The organism is Ancalomicrobiaceae bacterium S20, assembly GCA_040269895.1.
GTDB classification, from domain to species: domain Bacteria; phylum Pseudomonadota; class Alphaproteobacteria; order Rhizobiales; family Ancalomicrobiaceae; genus Methyloraptor; species Methyloraptor flagellatus.
This window is the reverse complement of record CP158568.1, coordinates 4,140,428-4,161,404: the sequence shown is the minus strand read 5'-3', so window position 1 is coordinate 4,161,404 and position 20,977 is coordinate 4,140,428. Positions and strand designations below refer to the sequence as shown.

18 protein-coding genes and 1 pseudogene are annotated in these 20,977 nt (G+C 68.8%); 8 read left to right on the top strand and 11 right to left on the bottom strand.

The features are described from left to right. Positions 1 to 39 precede the first annotated feature (39 nt). Both ABS361_18730 and ABS361_18725 read left to right on the top strand, forming a co-directional pair. The gene (locus ABS361_18730; GenBank protein XBY44062.1) at positions 40 to 822 is read left to right on the top strand and encodes a GntR family transcriptional regulator; all 783 of its coding nucleotides are present in this window, start codon (positions 40 to 42) and stop codon (positions 820 to 822) included. 125 nt (positions 823 to 947) lie between these two features. Further along, complete coding sequence (locus ABS361_18725) at positions 948 to 2,156, top strand: putative zinc-binding peptidase (GenBank protein XBY44061.1); 1,209 nt, start codon at positions 948 to 950, stop codon at positions 2,154 to 2,156. On the opposite strand, the gene ABS361_18720 is transcribed toward ABS361_18725, so the two are convergent. The 4 genes from ABS361_18720 to ABS361_18705 all read right to left on the bottom strand — a co-directional run bounded on the left by ABS361_18720 (position 2,064) and on the right by ABS361_18705 (position 9,578). Further along, complete coding sequence (locus tag ABS361_18720) at positions 2,064 to 3,236, bottom strand: isovaleryl-CoA dehydrogenase (GenBank protein ID XBY44060.1); 1,173 nt, start codon at positions 3,234 to 3,236, stop codon at positions 2,064 to 2,066. The two genes, ABS361_18725 and ABS361_18720, sit on opposite strands and share 93 nt — an antisense overlap. A gap of 55 nt (positions 3,237 to 3,291) precedes the next feature. Beyond that, a complete protein-coding gene (locus ABS361_18715) occupies positions 3,292 to 5,319 on the bottom strand; it encodes an acetyl/propionyl/methylcrotonyl-CoA carboxylase subunit alpha (protein ID XBY44059.1) in 2,028 nt (675 codons plus the stop codon). An 11-nt stretch (positions 5,320 to 5,330) separates the two neighbouring features. Next, a complete protein-coding gene (locus ABS361_18710) occupies positions 5,331 to 6,938 on the bottom strand; it encodes a carboxyl transferase domain-containing protein (protein XBY44058.1) in 1,608 nt (535 codons plus the stop codon). A 303-nt stretch (positions 6,939 to 7,241) separates the two neighbouring features. Then, on the bottom strand, positions 7,242 to 9,578 hold the full coding sequence (locus ABS361_18705; GenBank protein XBY44057.1) for an NADP-dependent malic enzyme: 2,337 nt from the start codon (positions 9,576 to 9,578) through the stop codon (positions 7,242 to 7,244). Between the two features lie 257 nt (positions 9,579 to 9,835). On the opposite strand from ABS361_18705, the gene ABS361_18700 reads away from it, so the two are divergent. The 4 genes from ABS361_18700 to ABS361_18685 all read left to right on the top strand — a co-directional run bounded on the left by ABS361_18700 (position 9,836) and on the right by ABS361_18685 (position 12,632). Beyond that, entirely contained in the window at positions 9,836 to 10,162 is a 327-nt protein-coding gene (locus ABS361_18700) for a hypothetical protein (protein XBY44056.1), read from the top strand. A 230-nt stretch (positions 10,163 to 10,392) separates the two neighbouring features. Next, positions 10,393 to 11,052: a peptide-methionine (S)-S-oxide reductase MsrA gene (gene msrA / locus ABS361_18695; GenBank protein ID XBY46944.1), complete on the top strand. Its 660-nt coding sequence runs from the start codon at positions 10,393 to 10,395 to the stop codon at positions 11,050 to 11,052. Positions 11,053 to 11,077: 25 nt separating this feature from the next. Next, positions 11,078 to 11,959: a CHAD domain-containing protein gene (locus ABS361_18690; protein XBY44055.1), complete on the top strand. Its 882-nt coding sequence runs from the start codon at positions 11,078 to 11,080 to the stop codon at positions 11,957 to 11,959. A gap of 145 nt (positions 11,960 to 12,104) precedes the next feature. After that, positions 12,105 to 12,632: a TIGR00645 family protein gene (locus tag ABS361_18685; protein ID XBY44054.1), complete on the top strand. Its 528-nt coding sequence runs from the start codon at positions 12,105 to 12,107 to the stop codon at positions 12,630 to 12,632. Positions 12,633 to 12,653: 21 nt separating this feature from the next. Here ABS361_18685 and mepA read toward each other — a convergent pair whose 3' ends face one another. Continuing rightward, entirely contained in the window at positions 12,654 to 13,559 is a 906-nt protein-coding gene (gene mepA / locus ABS361_18680) for a penicillin-insensitive murein endopeptidase (protein XBY44053.1), read from the bottom strand. Between the two features lie 189 nt (positions 13,560 to 13,748). On the opposite strand from mepA, the gene ABS361_18675 reads away from it, so the two are divergent. Then, positions 13,749 to 14,696: a glycosyltransferase gene (locus ABS361_18675; GenBank protein XBY44052.1), complete on the top strand. Its 948-nt coding sequence runs from the start codon at positions 13,749 to 13,751 to the stop codon at positions 14,694 to 14,696. Positions 14,697 to 14,865: 169 nt separating this feature from the next. Next, on the top strand, positions 14,866 to 15,336 hold the full coding sequence (locus ABS361_18670) for a VOC family protein (GenBank protein ID XBY44051.1): 471 nt from the start codon (positions 14,866 to 14,868) through the stop codon (positions 15,334 to 15,336). A 31-nt stretch (positions 15,337 to 15,367) separates the two neighbouring features. Here ABS361_18670 and ABS361_18665 read toward each other — a convergent pair. From ABS361_18665 to rpsA, 6 genes and pseudogenes are all read right to left on the bottom strand, one after another. Next, positions 15,368 to 16,329 (bottom strand): annotated as a pseudogene (locus tag ABS361_18665) (ornithine cyclodeaminase family protein). Further along, positions 16,310 to 16,807: a DUF1049 domain-containing protein gene (locus ABS361_18660; GenBank protein XBY44050.1), complete on the bottom strand. Its 498-nt coding sequence runs from the start codon at positions 16,805 to 16,807 to the stop codon at positions 16,310 to 16,312. Before ABS361_18660 ends, ABS361_18665 begins: the two are co-directional and overlap by 20 nt. Before the next feature lie 146 nt (positions 16,808 to 16,953). Then, entirely contained in the window at positions 16,954 to 17,250 is a 297-nt protein-coding gene (locus ABS361_18655; protein ID XBY44049.1) for an integration host factor subunit beta, read from the bottom strand. Further along, entirely contained in the window at positions 17,247 to 18,236 is a 990-nt protein-coding gene (sppA, locus tag ABS361_18650; GenBank protein XBY44048.1) for a signal peptide peptidase SppA, read from the bottom strand. Before sppA ends, ABS361_18655 begins: the two co-directional genes overlap by 4 nt. A 119-nt stretch (positions 18,237 to 18,355) precedes the next feature. Next, entirely contained in the window at positions 18,356 to 18,820 is a 465-nt protein-coding gene (locus ABS361_18645; GenBank protein XBY44047.1) for an HXXEE domain-containing protein, read from the bottom strand. A 251-nt stretch (positions 18,821 to 19,071) separates the two neighbouring features. Continuing rightward, positions 19,072 to 20,766, bottom strand: a complete 1,695-nt coding sequence (gene rpsA, locus ABS361_18640) for a 30S ribosomal protein S1 (GenBank protein ID XBY44046.1) — start codon at positions 20,764 to 20,766, stop codon at positions 19,072 to 19,074. Positions 20,767 to 20,977 lie beyond the last annotated feature (211 nt).

Here is a 20,977-nt window from a genome sequence, read left to right as displayed (position 1 = left end):
GCGACACCGCGGGAGGTTCGTGGCAGGGAGGTTCCGGGGATGCCCCAGCCGGCTACCGAGACGATCGTCGTGCGCAGGTCGACCGGCGGCGACCGTGCACGAACGGCGTCGGCGATCGTTCACCGGGCGCTCCGGGAGGAAATCCTGTCGCTCGCCCGCAGTCCCGGCGCCGTCATTGCGGAAAAGGATATCGCCGCCGACCACGGCGTCAGTCGTACGCCGGTGCGGGAGGCGCTGCTCCGGCTCGCCGACGAGGGTCTGGTGGTGATCACGCCGCAATCCGGCACACGGGTGGCGCGTATTCCGATCGCCGATCTACCGGAGGCCATCGTGGCGCGGCGTGCGCTCGAGGAGGCGACGGCGCGTGCCGCCGCGCGTCTGGCGGGCCCCGGCGACATCGCGATCTTGCGCGCTTTCCTCGAGGATCAGCGTGTCGCCGCCGAGCGCGACGATCGCGATGCCTTTCATATTGCCGACGATGGGCTCCACCGCGCGATCGCGGAGATCGCCGGCCATCCGCGCATCTGGCGGATCGTGCTGCAGATCCGCACCCAGCTCGATCGGCTGCGCCGGCTGACGCTCCCCGAACCGGGCCGCATGCAACGCGCGCTCGGCGAGCATCGCGCGGTGGTCGATGCCATCGCGGTCGGCGACTCGACCGCGGCGGCGACGATCATGGGCGCCCATATCGGCCGACTGCATCAGAGCCTCGCCGCCGTGCGCGACCTCAATCCGGACTTCTTCGAGGGCGACTTGGGCGAAATCGTCGGCTCCGGGATGCCCGCCGGCGCGGCGGTGACCGTCGTGGCCCGCGAAGACTGAGGCCGCGCCCCGCCCCGGTCACCGCGCCGCTACGGTTGCACCGCGTCGGGGCAACTTTCCGGCTGAGATCGCGTTGTCGCCACGACCGGAACCCCGCCGGATCCCGACCGGAGCTTCGTCGAGCAATGCGCCTCTTTCAGTGCCAGGCCTGCGGCCAGCCGACCTTTTTCGACAACACCACCTGTCTTTCTTGCGGCCACCGGCTCGCGTGGTGGCCGACGCGCTTCGAACTGACGGCGGTCGAGCCGGCCGACCCGGAGACCGGCGCTCAGGCCGGAGGAGAGTCCGCCGCGCGCTGGCGCCTGCTCGCCGACCCGGACCATCGGCCGCTGGCACTCTGCGCCAATGCGGCCGACGACGCCTGCAACTGGCTGGTCGAGGCCGATGACGCCGATGGATTCTGCGTCGCCTGCCGGCACAACCGGATGATCCCGGCGCTTGACGATCCGTCCAATCGTGAGCGCTGGCAGCGGATCGAGGGCGCAAAGCGGCACTTGTTCTACTCCCTCATGCGCTGGCGCCTGCCGATGCCCGATCGCACGGAGGATCCCGACGAGGGCCTCGCCTTCGATTTCCGTGCCGACGAGGTCGGGCCGGATGGCAAGGTGACCCCGGTAATGACCGGGCACGACCACGGCCTGATCACGCTCAACATCGCCGAGGCCGACGATGTCGAGCGCGAGCAGCGCCGGGTCGCCATGGGCGAGACCTACCGCACGCTGCTCGGCCACATGCGCCACGAGGTCGGGCATTACTACTGGGACCGGCTCGTGCGCGACGGTGGCCGGCTCGATGACTTCCGCGCGATCTTCGGCGACGAGCGCGTCTCCTACGCCGACGCGCTGAAGGCGCATTACGAGAACGGCCCGCCGGCCGACTGGCGCGACCGCTTCGTCAGCGCCTACGCCTCGGCGCACCCCTGGGAGGATTTCGCCGAGACCTGGGCGCATTACCTGCACATCGTCGATGCGCTGGAGACGGCGCACGCCTTCGGCCTCAGGCTCCGGCCGAGGGTCGCGGCCGAGGATCTGTCCGCCGACGTATCGTTCGATCCCTACCGCGCCGGCCCGGTCGAGCGCGTGATCGAGGCCTGGGTGCCGCTGACCGTCGCGGTCAACGGCATCAACCGCAGCATGGGTCAGCCGGATCTCTATCCGTTCGTGTTGACGGCCCCGGTGATCGACAAGATGCGCTTCATCCACACGCTGGTGCATGATGCCCGGCCGGTGGCGCGGGCGGGCTCAGGCGGTGCGTTCGAACAGCTGGCGGCCGATCAGCATGCGCCGGATCTCGCTCGTGCCGGCGCCGATTTCGTAGAGCTTGGCGTCGCGTAAGAGCCGTCCGGTGGCGCTGTCGTTGATGTAACCGTTGCCGCCGAGCAGCTGGATCGCATCGAGCGCCACCCTGGTCGCCTTTTCGGCCGCGTAGAGAATGGCGCCGGCGGCGTCCTCGCGCGTGGTCTGGCCGCGATCGCAGGCCTTGGCGACGGCATAGACATAGGCCCGGCAGGCGTTGAGGCCGACATACATGTCGGCGACCTTGCCCTGCACGAGCTGGAAGGTGCCGATCGACTGACCGAACTGTTTGCGGTCGTGAACGTAGGGCAGCACGATGTCGAGTGCCGCCTGCATGATGCCGAGCGGCCCGGCGGCGAGCACGGTGCGCTCGTAGTCGAGGCCCGACATCAGCACGTTCACGCCCTTGCCGACCGCGCCGAGCACATTCTCTTCCGGCACTTCGCAGTCTTCGAAGACGAGCTCGCCGGTCTCCGAGCCACGCATGCCGAGCTTGTCGAGTTTCTGGGCGACCGAAAAACCCTTGAAATCCTTCTCGATCAGGAAGGCGGTGATGCCGCGCGGGCCCGCGTCCGGATCGGTCTTGGCATAGACGATCAGCGTGTCGGCCGAGGGGCCGTTGGTGATCCACATCTTGGTGCCGTTGAGGACGTAGCGGTCGCCCCGCTTCTCGGCCTTGAGCCGCATCGAGACGACGTCCGAGCCGGCGCCGGGCTCCGACATGGCGAGCGCGCCGAGGTGCTCGCCCGAAACGAGCTTCGGCAGGTATCGCTGCTTCTGCGCCTCGGTGCCCCAGCGGCGGAGCTGGTTCACGCACAGGTTCGAATGCGCGCCGTAGGAGAGCCCGACCGAACCGGATGCGCGCGAGATCTCCTCCATCGCAATGCAGTGCTCGAGATAGCCGAGCCCGGCGCCGCCCCATTCCTCCTCGACCGTGATGCCGTGCAGGCCGAGCGCACCCATCTCCGGCCAGAGATGGCGCGGGAACCAGTCCTCGCGGTCGACCTTGTCGGCGATCGGCGCGATCCGGTCGGCGGCGAAGCTCGCGACCGTGTCGCGCAGCATGTCGGCGGTCTCGCCGAGATCGAAATCGAAGCCCTTGAAGCTGTTCGCGGCCATCGCGCCCGTCCTCCCGCCCGGTCCTTGCCGGGCTTTTCATGTTCCGCGGCTTGGGTCACGCCTCGTCCATGGCGACCAGTTCCGCGCCTTCCTGCACCACGTCGCCGATGCCGACCTTGACGGCCGTGATCGTGCCGTCGGCCGGCGCCGAAACGACATGTTCCATCTTCATCGCCTCGACGACCACCAGCGGCTGGCCCTTCACGACCCTGGCGCCGACGGCGGCGTCGACCCGCACGACCGAACCGGGCATCGGCGAGACGAGCCGCCCGGCGTGGTGGCCGGCATGGCCGGCACTGTCGCGCGGATCGACGAAGCGCAGCACCGTCTCCCGACCGTCGGCGAAGATCGTCGTGCGTCCGCCGGCGACGACCACCCGGCCCGAGATCCGCCGCGCCCCGACACCCGCGCCGAGCACCGCGTCGAACCGCCCGTCCGCCGCGAACCTGGCTTCGATCGCAATGTCGGTGTCGGCCTGTCCGGCCTCGCGGATGTTCAGCCGCGAACCCGCGACCTCGGCGCTGATCCGCCGTTCCGCGCCGTCGGCCTCGATCACCAGATTGACCGTGCGCGGCCGGTTGAGCCGGAACGCCCCGGCCGCGGCCCAGGGCGACCACGGATCGGCCGGATCGGTCTCGGCCGCCTGTCCGGCCTGGTCGAGATGTGCGGCGACCGCGAGCGCCAGCCGGTCGAGCCCGACCGGTGCCGGCTCGGGCATGAGATCGGCGCGGTGCCGCTCGATGAAGCCGGTATCGAGTGCTGCGGCCGCGAAAGCCGGATGCCGGGCGATCCGGGCGAGAAAGGCCCGGTTGGTCCGGAGCCCGACCACCTCGGTCCGCTCCAGCGCGGCGGCGAGCCGCGCGAGCGCCTCGTCGCGGCTCGCGCCATGGGCGATGATCTTGGCGATCATCGGATCGTAGTACTGCGAGACGGCATCCCCGGCGGCGACGCCGGCATCGACGCGGATGCCGGGCAGCCCTTCGGGCAGCACGAGATGGGTCAGGCGGCCCGTCTGCGGCAGGAAGCCCTTGTCGGGATCCTCGGCATAGAGCCGCGCCTCGATCGCGTGACCGCGGATTGCCAGATCTTCGGTCCGGACCGGCAGCGGTTCGCCCCGCGCAACCCGGATCTGCCATTCGACCAGATCGAGCCCGGTGATCGCCTCGGTGACCGGGTGCTCGACCTGCAGCCGCGTGTTCATTTCCATGAAGTAGAAGCCGTCGCCCTCGGCGATGAATTCGACCGTGCCGGCGCCGAAATAGCCGACCGCCTTCGCCGCCTCGACCGCCGCGCGGCCCATGGCGGCGCGCTTCTCGGCCGTCAGGCCGGGCGCGGGCGCTTCCTCGAGCACCTTCTGGTGCCGGCGCTGGATCGAGCAGTCGCGCTCGAACAGCGATACGGCGTTGCCGTGGCCGTCGGCGAAGACCTGGATCTCGATATGGCGCGGGCGGGTCAGGTACTTCTCGATGAGCACGCGGTCGTCGCCGAAGGCGTTCTTCGCCTCGCGCTGTGCCGAAGCCAGCGCTTCGGCGAAGTCGCTCGCGCGTTCGACCACCTTCATGCCCTTGCCGCCGCCGCCGGCCGAGGCCTTGATCAGCACCGGATAGCCGATCCGATCCGCCTCGCGCGCCAGCAGGCCCGGATCCTGATCGGCGCCGTGATAGCCGGGCACCAGCGGCACGCCCGCCTTTTCCATCAGCGCCTTGGCGGCCGATTTCGACCCCATGGCGCGGATCGCTTGCGCGGGCGGGCCGATGAAAATGAGCCCGCTTGCGGCGACCGCCTCGGCGAAATCGGCATTCTCCGACAGGAAGCCGTAACCAGGATGGATCGCATCCGCGCCCGTCGCACGAGCCGCCTCCAGAATAGCGGCGACGTTCAGATAGCTCTCACGTGCCGCTGCCGGGCCGATCAGCACGGCGGTATCGGCGGTGCGCACATGCAGCGCGTCGCGGTCCGCCTCGGAATGGACCGCGACGGTACGGAGGCCCATGGTCCGCGCGGTCCGCATCACGCGGACGGCGATCTCGCCGCGGTTGGCGACGAGGACGGTTCGGAGCGGCCGGATCGAGGACGTCGTCATCGGTGCCTCCCTCACATCCGGAACACGCCGAAGCGCGTTTCGCGCGGCGGCGCGTTGAGCGTGGCCGAGAGACCCAGGCCGAGAACCATGCGTGTGTCGACCGGATCGATGATGCCGTCGTCCCAGAGCCGCGCGGAGGAATAGTAGGCATGGCCCTGCTCCTCGTACTGCGCCCGGATCGGCGCCTTGAAACGCTCCTCCTCTTGCGGATCCCAGCTGCCGCCCTTGGCCTCGATGCCGTCGCGGCGGACCTGCGCCAGCACGTTCGCCGCCTGCTCGCCGCCCATCACCGAGATGCGCGCGTTCGGCCACATCCACAGGAAGCGCGGATCGTAGGCACGGCCGCACATGCCGTAATTGCCGGCGCCGAAGGAATTGCCGATGACGACCGTGAACTTCGGCACGGCGGCGCAGGCGACCGCGGTCACGAGCTTGGCGCCGTCCTTGGCGATGCCGCCGGCCTCGTATTTGCGGCCGACCATGAAGCCGGTGATGTTCTGCAGGAACACCAGCGGAATGCCGCGCTGGCTGCACAACTCGACGAAATGCGCGCCCTTCAGCGCCGATTCCGAGAACAGGATGCCGTTGTTGGCGACGATGCCGACCGGATAGCCCCAGATCCGCGCAAAGCCGGTGACGAGCGTCGTGCCATAGAGCGGCTTGAACTCGTCGAACTCGGAAGCATCGACGATCCGGCCGATGATCTGGCGCACATCGAACGGCTTCTTCGGGTCGGCGGACACCACGCCATAGAGATCGGCCGGATCGAGCACCGGATCGCGCGGGCGCGCGATGTCCCATCCGGCGTGCTTGCGGCTGTTGAGGCCCCTGACGATCGACCGTGCCAGCCCGAGCGCATGGGCGTCGTCCTCGGCCATATGGTCGGCGACGCCGGAGATGCGCGTATGCACGTCGGCGCCGCCGAGATCCTCGGCCGAGACGATCTCGCCGGTCGCGGCCTTCACCAGCGGCGGACCGCCGAGGAAGATCGTCGCCTGTTCGCGCACCATGATCGACTGGTCGGCCATGGCCGGCACATAGGCGCCGCCGGCCGTGCACGAGCCCATCACCACGGCGATCTGGGGGATGCCGGCGGCGGACATATTGGCCTGGTTGAAGAAGATCCGGCCGAAATGCTCACGATCGGGAAACACCTCGTCCTGGTTCGGCAGGTTGGCACCGCCGGAATCGACCAGATAGACGCAAGGCAGATGGTTTTCTTCCGCGATCCGCTGGGCGCGCAGGTGCTTCTTCACCGTGACCGGGAAATACGTGCCGCCCTTCACCGTCGCATCGTTGGCGACGATCATGCATTCGCGGCCCGAAACCCGGCCGATGCCGGTTATGATGCCGGCCGCCGGCACCTCGTCGCCGTAGAGCCCGTGGGCCGCCAGTTGCGACAGCTCGAGGAACGGCGAGCCGGTATCGAGCAGCATCCGGATCCGGTCGCGTGGCAGCAGCTTACCGCGCGCGACATGTTTCGCACGCGCCGCCTCCCCGCCGCCGAGCGCGATGCGATCGACGACCGAGCGCAACGCGCGGGTCTGGGCGTCGAGCGCATCGAAATTGGCGCGAAAAGTCTCCGACCGGCGGTCGATCCCGTCCTCGATGATCGCCATGGCGTTTCCATACGTTCGTTATTCAAACGATCGTACGTTTATTTTTTGAGGCCGGCAAGGGGGAGCCTGAGGCGCTTCGCCATCTCTGCCAGCCGGCGCTTTGTCATGCCCGGGCTCGACCCGGGCATCCAGAAAACCGGCGCTTCAGCGGATTGCAAAGCACCCGTGGCGCGGCTTGTCGCTTTGGATTGCCGGGTCGAGCTCGGCAAAGACGGAGGATACGGTTTGGACGCGCTTCACGCTCGCCTCATGCGCAGCGGTCGACCCGTCCCGCGATTAGACGTTGGGCCTCCCGCCCCGCCCTCACTTCGGCCCGACCGCCTCGACCGCCGCCAGCGTCGACAGGTTGACCACGCCGCGCGAGGTGACCGAGGGGGTCAGCACATGCGCCGGCTTCTTCGGGCCGAGCAGGATCGGCCCGACATGCAACGCGTCGGTCATCGCCTTCAGGAGGTTGAGCGCGATGTTGGCGGAATCGAGCGAGGGGAACACCAGGAGGTTCGCCTCGCCCTTCAGCGTCGAATTCGGCATCACCCGGGCCCGGATCTCCGGCGACAGCGCCGCATCGCCGTGCATCTCGCCGTCGACGTCCAGGTCCGGCGCGAAGGTGTTGATGATCTCCAGCGCCCGCCGCATCTTGCGCGCCGAGGGGATGTCACGGGAGCCGAAATTCGACGCCGACACCAGCGCCGCCTTCGGTTCCAGGCCGAAGCGGCGGATATGGTTGGCCGCCAGGATCGTCGCCTCGGCGATCTCCTCGGCCGACGGGTCGTCGGTCACGTAGGTGTCGGTCAGGAAGTAGGCGCCGCGGGCGTTGATGAGCAGGCTCAGCGTCGAGAAGTCGCCGTCGGAGCTGTTCGAGCCGATCACGTCGGCAATCGTCTTGCGGTGGCGCTCGAACCGGCCGTCGAGGCCGCAGATCATCGCATCGGCATCGCCGCGCTCGACCGCCAGCGCGGCGATTACCGAGGCGCTGGTGCGCACGATCGTTTTCGCCGCCTCGGGGTTCACGCCAGCGCGGCCGACCTTCGAGAAATAGAGGTCGGAATAGTCCTTGAAGCGCGGATCCGAGTTCGGATCGACCACGACGAGGTCGCGGTTCGGCCGGATGCGCAGGCCGTAGCGCTCGCAGCGCGTCTCGATCACCGAGGGCCGGCCGATCAGGATCGGTTCGGCGATGCCGTCCTCGATCAGCACCTGCGCGGCACGCAGCACGCGCTCGTCCTCGCCGTCGGCATAGATCACGCGCGCCTTGACCGCGGCCGCCTTCGCCGCCGCGGTCATCGGCTTCATGACCAGGCCCGAACGGAACACGAAGCGGTTGAGCCGGTCGAGATAGGCATCGAAGTCGGCGATCGGCCGGGTCGCGACGCCGGTCGCCATCGCCGCCTTGGCGACCGCCGGTGCGATGCGCAGGATCAGGCGCTGATCGAACGGCGACGGGATCAGGTAGTTCGGCCCGAACGTGTGGGTGACGCCGCCATAGGCGCGCGCCGCGACATCCGAGGGCTCTTCGCGGGCGAGATCGGCGATGGCACGGACCGCCGCGGCCTTCATGTCCTCGTTGATCGTCGTCGCACCGACGTCGAGCGCGCCGCGGAAGATGTAGGGGAAGCAGAGGACGTTGTTGACCTGGTTCGGAAAATCCGACCGGCCGGTGCAGATCATCGCATCGGGGCGGATCGCGCGGGCGACCTCCGGCATGATCTCCGGCGTCGGGTTGGCGAGCGCCAGGATCAGCGGCTTCGGCCCCATCTTGGCGACGAGTTCCGGCTTCAAGACGCCAGCGGCCGACAGGCCGAGGAACACGTCGGCGTCGTGGATCACCTCGGCGAGCGTCCGCGCGTCCGTCGGTTGCGCGTAGACCGCCTTCCACTGGTCCATCAGCGCGGTGCGGCCCTGATAGACGACGCCTTCGATGTCGGTGACCCAGATGTTCTCGCGCCGGGCGCCGAGCGAACAGAGGATGTTGAGGCAGGCGAGCGCGGCCGCGCCGGCGCCGGAGGCGACGATCTTGACCTCGGAGAGCGTCTTGCCGGAGAGCTCGAGCGCGTTGACCACCGCTGCCCCGACGATGATCGCGGTGCCGTGCTGGTCGTCGTGGAACACCGGGATCTTCATCCGGTCGCGCAGCCGCGCTTCGATCTCGAAGCACTCCGGCGCCTTGATGTCTTCCAGATTGATGCCGCCGAAGGTCGGCTCCAGCGCCGCGACGACGTCGACCACGCGGTCGGGCTCGGTCGCGTCGATCTCGATGTCGAACACGTCGATGCCGGCGAATTTCTTGAACAGGACCGCCTTGCCTTCCATGACCGGCTTGGAGGCGAGCGGTCCGATATTGCCGAGGCCGAGCACGGCGGTGCCGTTCGAGACGACCGCGACGAGGTTGGCGCGCGCGGTGAAGTCGGCGACGGTCGAGGGGTCGCGGTGGATCTCGAGGCAGGGCGCCGCGACGCCGGGCGAATAGGCGAGCGCGAGGTCGCGCTGGTTGCCGAGCGGCTTGGTCGCCTGGATCTCGAGTTTTCCGGCGCGCGGCTGGCGATGGTAGAACAGCGCGGCCTCGGCCAGTTCGTCGCGGATCGGCGCCTTGGTCTCTGCGGCCGTCGTTCCGGCGCCCTTGTCCTCGGTCTCGTTGCTCATCGCTCGGCTCCCCTCCCCGACATTTCAGATCTGCCGCCGGGTACGATCCCGGTCGCATTAACACGACCGAGGCGTTAAGTCGCGCCTCGAACCGGTTCAAGAATCGGCTTTCCGAAACACACCTTCGGGAAGGCCGGATACGCGACGATTCGGCCCTCCGATCAGTGCCGAAAACCGTCCGCCGTTGCGAAGCGGCGGCCGAGTGCTTATCTCTTGCGCCTGCGGGCCGATCGCGGCGCCGCGGCCCCGGGTTTTCGATGCTGAGCTTCCTCGTACGCGCGATCGGTCTGTGGTTCATGGCGGGCGCCATCGTCGCGGTGGTCGTCGACGGCATGAAGAGCATCGCGGCCGGTCGGCTCGTGCTGACGCCAGCGGCGAAGCTCTGGTTCGACCTCTCCCCCGGCACGCTCGCCGCGGCCCAGAGCTGGGTCCAGAAGCATCTCGGCGCCTTCGCCTGGGATCCGCTCGCGCAGGCCGCGCTGGCCCTGCCGAGCTGGGCGCTCTTGGTGGCGATCGGGGCTGTGTTCGTCTGGCTCGGCAGCCTGCGTCGCCGCCGGCGCGAGGACGTTGCCTACGAGGCGTGAGCCGCCGGGCAGCGCGGCCTGGCCGGCCGTGTAACAGAACAGACCTCGTCCGAGACCAACAAGCGCCGGTGCCAAGTCCGGCGCTTCATGACACGATTTCACAAAACCGTCGCAGCCGGCGGACTACCGTCGCGGCCACTTCGCGCCGCGCGGGGATCCGGGCCATTCGGGCCCGGCGTTTCGATGCTGCGTGCTATGCTGCGACGCGGAGGACCGAAACCATGTATCTGATCGACGTCTTCAAGAAGAAGCTGAACCTGCCCGGCCCCGCGGACGCCCTGCCCGGCCGGTCCGAGCCGCTTCCGACCGCCTCGCATCACTTCGTCAACAGCCATGCGCTGAAGGGTCCGTATCCGGACGGCTTCGAGCGCGCCATTCTCGGTCTCGGCTGCTTCTGGGGCGCGGAGCGCAAGTTCTGGCAGATCGGCGATGCGGTCTGGGTCACCGCGGTCGGCTACGCCGGCGGCGTCACGCCGAACGCCACCTATCAGGAGGTCTGCACGGGCATGACCGGCCACACCGAGGCCGTGCTGGTCGTGTTCGACCCGGCGAAGATCTCCTACGCCGAAATCCTGAAGACCTTCTGGGAGAGCCACGACCCGACCCAGGGCTATCGCCAAGGCAACGACGTCGGCACCCAGTACCGGTCGGCGATCTACACCACGACCCCGGAACAGGCCGAGATTGCGGCCGCGTCCCGCGATGCCTATCAGGCGGCGCTGAAGGCGCGCGGCCTCGGCGACATCACCACCGAGATCGCGGCGGAACCGCCGTTCTATTTCGCCGAGGGCCTGCACCAGCAGTACCTCGCCAAGAACCCGAACGGCTATTGCGGCCTGGGCGGCACGGGCGTCTCCTGCCCGCTGCCGACCGGCGTCGCGGCCGGATGACCGCAGGCTGAAACGATCGATGACGATGACGGCGCTCCTCCCCGAACCCGAGTTCCGGCTCATGCCGGGCGAGGACGCCGACGTCGGTCTGAAGCGGATCCTGCTGCAGGACATCGTGTCGCTCAGGGCGGCGCTCGCTGCCCCGGGGGATCGCGGTTCGGTGGTCCATGCGGTCCGCCGTCGGCTGAAGCGCGTGCGCAGCCTGCTTGCCGCGCTCGAACCGGTGGCCGGCGCCGACCACGATCAGCGCCTGAAGCGGGCGCGCGACACCGCCCGCCTGCTCGCCGGCGCGCGCGACGCCGATGTGATGCTGGCGACCGCCCGCCGGCTCGCCAAGGATGCCGAGGGCGAGGCGCTGATCGCCGCCAACCGGCTGATCGATCGGCTGGAGATCGAGGCGGACATGGCGCATGCCACGACCGTGGCGCTCGACGATATCGCCGCGCGCATGCGCGTGCTCGAAGCCGACGTCGCGTCGTTGCCGGCGCATTTCGACGGCGAGCGGCATTTGAGGACGGCGCTGGTGGAAGCCTACCGGGCCGGACGCGAGCATTGGCGCGCGGTCGACGACGGCGCCAAGGCGCAGGTCATGCACGACTGGCGCAAGCACGTGAAGCACCGCTGGCATCTGACCGCGATCCTGGAAGGCCGCATGCCGATCGCCACCAAGGCGACGCTCGACGATCTCGACCGGCTCGGCGAGATGCTCGGCCGCGAGCACGACCTCGCGATCCTCAAGGATCGCCTGGAGCGCGACACCGCCGCTGCCGGCGGCGAGGCCGGCACCGATCTGCTGCTCGAGCTGGTGCGTCGCCGCCGCCGCAAGCTGCGCAAGAAGGCCGTCGAACTGGGCGAGGAGCTCTATGGCGAACGCACCAAGGTCTTCGCCAGGACCCTCGACATCTGAGACCGCCGGCCGCGACGCTCGACGCTGTCCGGCCCACCCCTGACCGGTTGTCGCGGCCGCGTCGGCGCGGCTGTCCGGGGCTTGGCCGCGGCGGCCGGCTGCATTACATGCGGTCAGCTTCACGTCAGCCGAGCGGGGATTCCTCATGATCGAAAAGCATATCGAACGCGGCCTGTTCGCCAGCCGCTGGCTCATGGCACCGTTCTATATCGGCCTGGTCGGCTCGCTGGTGATCCTGCTCATCAAGTTCCTCGAGGAACTGTGGCACACGGTGACCCACATCGGCTCGATCACCGAGATCGACGCGGTGCTGGCGGCGCTGTCGCTGGTCGACCTCTCGCTCGCCGGCAACCTGATCCTGATCGTGATCTTCTCCGGCTACGAGAACTTCGTCTCCAAGATGGATCTCGACGGCCACGAGGACCGGCCGGACTGGCAGGGCGAGGTCGACTTCTCCGCCCTGAAGCTGAAGCTGATCGCCTCGATCGTCGCGATCTCGGGCATCCACCTGCTCAAGGTGTTCATGGGGCTGGCGAAATACAGCGACCGCGACATCATGTGGATGGTCGGCATCCACATCGTCTTCGTGTTTTCGGGCGTCGCGCTGGCGCTGATGGACCGCATCTCGCACGGCGCGGCAACCGGACACGGCGCGGCGGGCGACGGTCACTGATCGCCGCTGCCGCGGGAGGCGTCACTTCGCGACCAGCACCTCCGAGCATGCCGGCGGCAGGTCCGCGAGCTTCAGCGGTGGTTTCGGCGGCTGCGGCGGCTCCGGCTTCCACGGCTCGGGGCCGAGCCACCAGGCGAGATCGGCGCCGCAGCCGTCGCCTTTCGGCGGCGGATCCTGATCCTTGCAGTCGTGCAGGCCGGCCGGACAGGCGAGCCGGACATGGAAGTGATAGTGGTGGCCGTACCAGGGCCGCACCTTGGCGAGCCAGTCGCGATCGGCGCCCGCGCCGTCGCACATCGCCTTCTTGATCGCGGGATGCACGAAGATGCGACCGACCTTAGGGTCGGTCGCGGCCGCCCGCACCAGCGCCAGATGCAAGGGCGTGAAGCGCTTCGGATCGACCTCGCGCACGCCCTCCTTCAGCATCGACACGGCGCTGACCGTCTCGCGCTCCTGCGGCGAAAGCGAGCGCACCGGCATGGCCATGAACCAGATGTCGGCGTCGAGCCCGATCTGGTGGCTGGCGTGGCCGGTCAGCATCGGCCCGCCGCGCGGCTGCGACATGTCTCCGACCATCAGCCCGTTCCAGCCGAGCGCCTTCGCGCGCACGGCGAATTGCTCGAGGAAGCCGATCAGCGCCGGGTGGCCCCAGTTGCGATTGCGCGACAGCCGCATGACCTGCCAGGCCGGCCCATCCACCGGCAGCGCCACCGCGCCGGCGAGGCAGCCGCGCGCGAACGAGCCGATCGAGCGCGCCGCGAGCGGCGCAGGCGCGGCGGCCGAGCCGAACAGGACCTTCGCCGCATCCGCCGGCAGCGCCGCGCGCGCCGCCGCGATTTCGCCGCGGCCCTGCTCCTCGGTCGATTGGGCGCGCACTGCGCCGGACCATGCTGCCGTAACGAGGCCGCCGACCAGAGCGACTGCCAAGGCCTTACCTGCCGAAAGCCTCTTTCGAGCCGTTCCCACGCGCACCGTCCTTCTGACGCCGTCGAATCGACCGCCGAGCGGCGATCTCCGGATTCTAGAGCTTTCGAACACGATTTCGAAACCGTCTTCCTTGGGCCGGCCTTAACCCCGCCGTGGCATCGTGCGGCCGGATAACCCGGAGCCCGTCCGATGCCGCAGCTCGATCCCTTCGAAGGCCTCACCGTCGCGGTGGTGATCCCCTGCTACAACGAGGCGCCGACCATCGCCGCCGTGGTCGCGGACTTCCGCGCCGCGCTGCCCGGCGCGACGATCTGGGTCTTCGACAACAATTCGAAGGACGGCACCGCCGACATCGCCGCGCGCGCCGGCGCTCGTGTCGTGCGCGAACGCCGCCAGGGCAAGGGCAACGTCGTCCGCCGCATGTTTGCCGACGTCGATGCCGACATCTATGTCATGGCCGACGGGGACGGCACCTATGATGCCGCAGAGGCGCCGCGGCTGATCCGCACCCTGATCGACGAGCAGGCCGATATGGTGGTCGCCACCCGTCGCGGCGTGCACGAGGACGCCGGCCGCTCGGGCCACGCCTTCGGGAACCGCGTGTTCAACGTCCTCTACGCCCGTGCCTTCGGCAACGATTTCTCCGACATCTTCTCCGGCTATCGCGCCTTCACCCGGCGCTTCGCGAAATCCTTCCCCGCGACCTCGACCGGATTCGAGATCGAAACCGAGATGAGCGTGCACGCGAGCCAGCTCAAGATGCCGGTCGCCGAGATCGAACTCGACTACGGGCGCCGTCCGGAGGGCTCGCATTCGAAGCTCTCGACCTTCAAGGACGGCTTCCGCATCCTGATGATGATCGCGATGCTCTTGAAGGAGACGCGGCCGGCGGCCTTCTTCGGCCTGCTCTCCGGCCTGTTCGGCCTCGCCTCGCTGATCCTGGCCGCGCCGATCGTCGGCACCTTTCTCGACACCGGTCTCGTGCCGCGCCTGCCGACCGCGGTGCTCGCCATGGGCCTGATGCTGGTCGCGTTCCTGTTCACCGCCTGCGGTCTGATCCTCGATTCCGTCGCGCGCGGCCGCGTCGAACAGAAGCGGATCCTCTATCTGGCACAGGCGCCGCTCGCGGTGCAGTGACGGGCGCCGAGCTTTCGGCCCCGCAGCCGCATCCGGATTCAGACCTCCGCCCAAACCGCGGCGAGCGCAGCCGACACGCCGTCGCCCGGCCCAAGTCGCGCCACGCCCTCGACACATCGGCCCGGAATGCTCGGATTCACGTGAAACAGAGCGTGAAGGGATGCGCCCGATGTGGACTCACGGCTGCTTCTTCTGGAACGAACTCAATACGCGCGACGCTGATCGCGCCCGGGCCTTCTACGCCGAGACGCTCGGCTGGTCCTTCGAAGCCCTGTCGATGCCGGACGGCATCTACTGGCTCGCCAAATGCAACGGCCGGCCGGTCGCCGGCCTGTTCACGATGAGCGGTGCCGAATTCGAAGGCATTCCGGACCACTGGTTCCCGTATATCGCCGTCGACGACGTCGATGCCCGGATCGCCGCGGTTGCGACCGCCGGCGGCGCGATCCTGCGCGCGCCCTGGGACGTGCCCGGCATCGGCCGCATCGCCATCGTGCGTGACCGCAATGGTGCGGCACTCGGCTGGATGACGCCGGCCGGCGATACGAGCTCGGTCACTGCCGATCCGCAGGATTTCGAACCGGCGCGCGCCACCGAGCCGGGCCACCGGACGGATCTCGAACTCGGCGCCTCGGTCTGAGCCTGCCGATGCGGTACGACTGGACGGCCGGTCAGCTGCCGGTTTTGGTCCAGACGAGCCGCGCCGCCGCGAGATCCTCCAGCGCGGTGCCGACCGACTTGAACAGCGTGATCTCCTCGGCCGAGCCGCGGCCCGGCTCGGTGCCGCGGCAGAGGCCGAACAGGTCGCCCGCGATGTCGCCCTCCGCGATCACGCCGCGGCGGATCGGATCGACCACGTCGCCGGCCTCCTTGAGCGCGCCGGCGCGGGTGTCGACGAAGACGCGCGCGCGCGCACCGCCGTGTCGTCGGCCTCGCGCATCTCCGGCGTGAAGCCGCCGACGAGATCGACGTGGGCGCCGGGCTTCAGCCAGGCGCCCTCGATGATCGGGGTCTTGGACATGGTCGCGGCGGTGATGATGTCGGCCTCGCGCACGGCCGCCTCGAGATCGTCGGTCGCGGTCGCGGCATAGCCTTTGCCCGCGAGTTCGGCCGCCATCGCGGCGGCCTTGTCGCCGGACCGGTTCCAGATCTTGATGTCGCGGATCGGCCGCGCGCTTGCATGCGCTTCGGCGAGATGCCGCGCGAGCGCGCCGGCGCCGACCACGACCAGCTTCGAGGCATCGGGCCGGGCGAGATGCGTCGCGGCGAGCGCGGAGGCCGCGGCGGTGCGCCAGAGCGTCAGCCTTGTGCCGTCGAGGATCGCGAGCGGCGCGCCGGTGACGCCCGACAACAGCAGGTAGGCGCCGACCACGCTGGGGACGTCGCGCGCGGCGTTGCCGGGCACCACCGAGACGATCTTCACGCCCATCACCGCATCGGCGCGGATCTCGCGATCCGTCGCGTCCCAGGCCGGCATTAGCAGCAGCATCGCCTCCGGTTCCCCGGCCCGCGCGATCGGATGATGATGCCGGACCGGCGTCACCACCTCGGAGCGGAACGCCTCGGCCAGGGTATCGACCAGCGCCGCGCGATCGAGCACGCGGTCGATGTCTTCAGCGGAAATGCTGCGCATGGGAATTCGTCCTGTCGACGGGAGGGGCGATGGCCACCCGCCGCGCGTCGAAACCGTGTCCACGATCGGGTCGAATGGCCGAAGGAAGGCGCGGGGCTCGGCCCCGGCCGCCGGGGATCAGGCGGCGCGGCGCGGACCGGGCAGGGCGAGGCCGGTGCCGACCGCGCGGGCGGCCTGCGCCTCCGCCTCGGCGCGCAGACGATCGCGCTCGTCGCGCAGCCGCGAGGCCTCGGCCCGGAACAGGCGCCGGTCGCGGCGCGCCGCGCTGCGAGGCCCAGGCGGCGACGCCGCCGAGCACGACGCCGAGGATCAGCGCGCCGAACACGAGCAGGAACAGCGGCACGGGAAGCGCCAGCGCGGGCGCCGCCGCATTGAACGGATCGAGCGACACCACGACCGGTTTGCGGTTGGCCACCGCCAGCGCGACGAGCACGATGCCCACCGGGACTCCGACGATCCACCAGAGGAGACGCGACATGCCGGTTTCGCTCCTTGCCATCGATGCCGGCATCCGCACCCGCGGACCGGATCGATCCGATCAGAAAACAAGCGATTCCATCATCCCGCGACGGCCGAGGGGGCCCGCCGCGGATCGAACCGCCATCGTCGACTGCGGCTCCCGGCTCAGTCGCCGAGGTCGACGCCGTCGTTGAGACGCTCGCGCATCTCCTTGCCGGTCTTGAAGAACGGCACGTATTTCTCGGTCACCGCGACCTTGTCGCCGGTGCGCGGGTTACGACCCGTGCGCGCCGGCCGGTTCTTGACCGAGAACGCACCGAAGCCGCGCAGTTCGACCCGATCGCCGCGCTGCAGGGCTGCGGTGACCTCGTCGAGCACCGCATTGACGATGTGCTCGACGTCGCGCTGGTAGAGGTGCGGATTCCGCTCGGCCAACCGTTGGACCAGTTCGGACTTGATCATTGCGCGATCCCCCCGGAATTCCTTGCATTTTCAGCGCGACCAAGGTGCCAAACCGACATGAGCCCGTCAAGCGAGCCCGCTTCGGCCGCGAGCCCGTCGAGGCCGAGCGCCGAGAGCACGCCGCGGGTCACGGCGGCGGCGGCCGATTCGGCCAGCGGCCACGCGCTGTCGGACCGCCGCGGCTTCCAGTCATGGACCGGCAGATCCTTGGGCAACCCCTTGGATTCCAGCCAGGTCTTGGCGGTCTCCTCGCCGCCCATCGCGTCGACGAGCTTCAGGTCGACCGCCTGATGGCCGGTCACGACCCGGCCGTCGGCGAGCTCGTGCGCCCGCTCGGGCGTCAGGCCACGGCGTTCGGCGACCAGGCCGACGAACCATTCGTAGCTGTCGCGGATCATGCGATCGAGCATGGCCTTGGCCTCCGGCGAGGCGGGCTTGAACGGATTGGGCTCGGCCTTGAGCGGCGTCGACTTCACTTCCTCGAACTTGACGCCGACCTTGTCGAGCAGTGCGGAGACGTCGCCCCACTGCACGAGCACGCCGATCGAGCCGGTGATCGCGTTGCGGCGCGCCACGATATGGTCGGTGCCGAGCGCGATCAGGTAGCCGGCCGAGGCCGCGAGGCTCGACACATAGGCGGTGGTCGGCTTGGCGGCCGAGAGCTTGCGCAGCGCCTCGTAGATCGCCTCGCCGCCGGTGGTGGCGCCGCCGGGACTGTCGATCGCGACGATGACGCCCTTCACGTGATCGTCCTTGGCCACTTTCTCGATCAGCTCGGTCAGCTTCCGGTCCGGCGCGATGAAGCCCTGGATCGTGATCCGGGCGATGTGCGGCCGGTTCTTGTCGACGAGATCCTGCACGCCGCGGCCGGCCATGATCGCGACGATCAGCGCGACGGCGACCGCAACGAAGGCGATGATGCGCCAGAAGCCGATCTTCCGCTTCAGCCGGCGGCGATCGACGATGACATCCGGATCGAGCGACATGGGATGCGGTCCTCCTCGGGTGGTCCTCCCGGCCGATGGTGGAGGCGTAGCAGCGCCGTCCGTCACGGGCAAGGCCGCGCACGGACTTGCGGCCGTCGCTCGCAAAGGCTCGACCTTGCTCAGGCCCGATCCTGGCGAAAGTAGGGTCTCGACTTCTGAGTCAGCATGACGACCGGCGCCGCCATCAGCAGGGCGCCGCCCACGACGGCGCCCACGACCGTGCCGATGCCCGGCGCCGCGATGACGAAGGTCGCAATCCCGATCGGATAGAACAGGACGAGTGCCGTCACCAGTCCGGGCGAGAAGCGTCCGCGGGCGCGCAGGAACGGCAAGACATGGAAGAAGGTCGCGTTGATGATCATCAGCGCCGCGTAGATGAGCGGTGCGACCGGCAGTTTCGGAGCCAGCATCGCCTGGCAGATGCCGAGCACGACCACGACCGCGTTGGTGACGTAGAAGTCGCTCCACTCGACCGGCAATCGGATCACCGACCGCGCCCAGTTGCGCCAATCGAACGTATATTCCTCCAGAATGTGCACCGCATAGGCGGCGGTCGCGATCCAGGCGATCGTATCGAGATCCATGGTGTCGTCGCTCCAGGACGGGGTTCTGAACCTGCGCTGCCGCTCCGGCCGGACGCCGCTGCGGCGTTGATCGGGCTTCCGGATGAAGGTCCGCCCGCCCGATGCGGGCAGGACGGCGAACGCGGTCGTTTCCACTGGGACCGTCGCTCATCGTCGGCAAATCAGCATCGTCGGCAACAAAAAACCCGCGCCGGTCGCCCGGCGCGGGTCTCCTGTTCCGTATCACGCCCGGCGCATGCCGAGCGGACGGATCACTTGTCTTCCTGACGGGCCTTGAGGGCCGCGCCGAGGATGTCGCCGAGCGAAGCGCCCGAGTCGGACGAGCCGAACTGCGCGATCGCTTCCTTCTCCTCGGCCACTTCCAGCGCCTTGATCGACACCGAGACCTTGCGGGTCTTGCGGTCGAACTGGATGACGCGGGCGTCGATCCGCTCGCCGACGCCGAAGCGCTCCGGCCGCTGATCGCCACGCTCACGCGCGAGCTCGGCGCGCTTGATGAAGGTGGTCAGGTCGCTGTCGACGAGCTTCACCTCGAGACCGGATTCCTTCACCTCGAGGATCTCGCAGGTGACGATCTGGCCGCGACGGATGTCGCCCGCCTTCTCGAAGGGGTCGCCGGCGAGCTGCTTGACGCCGAGCGAGATGCGCTCCTTCTCGACGTCGACATCGAGCACCACCGCCTTCAGCTTGTCGCCGCGGCGGAACTCCTCGATGACCTGCTCGCCCGGACGGTTCCAGTCGAGATCCGAGAGATGGACCATGCCGTCCACGTCGCCGTCGAGGCCGACGAACAGACCGAACTCGGTCTTGTTCTTGACCTCGCCTTCCACGACGGTGCCCGGCGGGTACTTCTCGGTGAAGACCTCCCACGGGTTCGCCAGGGTCTGCTTGAGACCGAGCGAGATGCGGCGCTTGATCGGGTCGACCTCGAGCACCATGACCTCGACCTCCTGGGAGGTGGAGACGATCTTGCCCGGGTGGACGTTCTTCTTGGTCCACGACATCTCGGAGACGTGGATGAGGCCCTCGATCCCCGGCTCCAGCTCGACGAACGCGCCGTAGTCGGTGATGTTGGTGACGCGGCCCTGGAACTTGGCGCCGACCGGATACTTGGCGACGATGCCGTCCCACGGATCCGCCTCGAGCTGCTTCATGCCGAGCGAGATGCGGTGGGTTTCCGGGTTCACGCGGATGATCTGCACGCGCACCGTCTGGCCGATCGAGAGCACCTCGCTCGGGTGGTTGATGCGGCGCCACGCGATATCCGTGACGTGCAGCAGGCCGTCGATGCCGCCGAGGTCCACGAACGCACCGTAGTCGGTGATGTTCTTGACCACGCCGTCGACGATCTGGCCTTCCTGCAGGCTCTGGACGAGCTCCGAACGCTGTTCCGCGCGGGTCTCCTCGAGAACGGTCCGGCGCGACACGACGATGTTGCCGCGGCGCTTGTCCATCTTGAGGATCTGGAACGGCTGCGGCACGTGCATCAGCGGGCCGACGTCGCGCACCGGGCGGATGTCGACCTGGCTCCGCGGCAGGAACGCCACGGCGCCGTCGAGGTCGACCGTGAAGCCGCCCTTGACCTGGTTGAAGATGATGCCGGTGACCTTCTCGTTCTTGTTGAAGGCCTCTTCCAGACGGGTCCAGCTCTCTTCGCGCCGGGCCTTCTCACGGGAGATGACAGCCTCGCCGAGAGCGTTCTCGACGCGGTCGAGGTAGACCTCGACGGTGTCACCGACGTTGAGCTGGCCGTCGCGGGCCTGGGCGCCGAATTCCTTGAGCGCGACGCGACCTTCGACCTTCAGGCCGACGTCGATCACCGCCAGATCCTTCTCGATGGCGACGACACGGCCCTTGACGACGGTGCCCTCATGGAGGTCGGCGCCGGCGAAGGACTGCTCGAGAAGGGCCGCGAAATCCTCGCGGGTGGGGTTCAGTTGAGACATTAACACTCCTGGTGCCGAAGGATCGGCGGGTGCGCCGGCTTGGGTTCGTGGTTGCGATCGGCATCCGAGCCGCCCGATCCGTCCGAATGGGACGAAGCGACCGAAGGCGTTTGCCTTCGGGCCGGCGCGGCGAACGGGTCGAATGCCGTGATTCCTGATTTCGAGAGGCGATCCGACGCGAACGACGGGGGAGCGGGGCTTGGACCCGTTC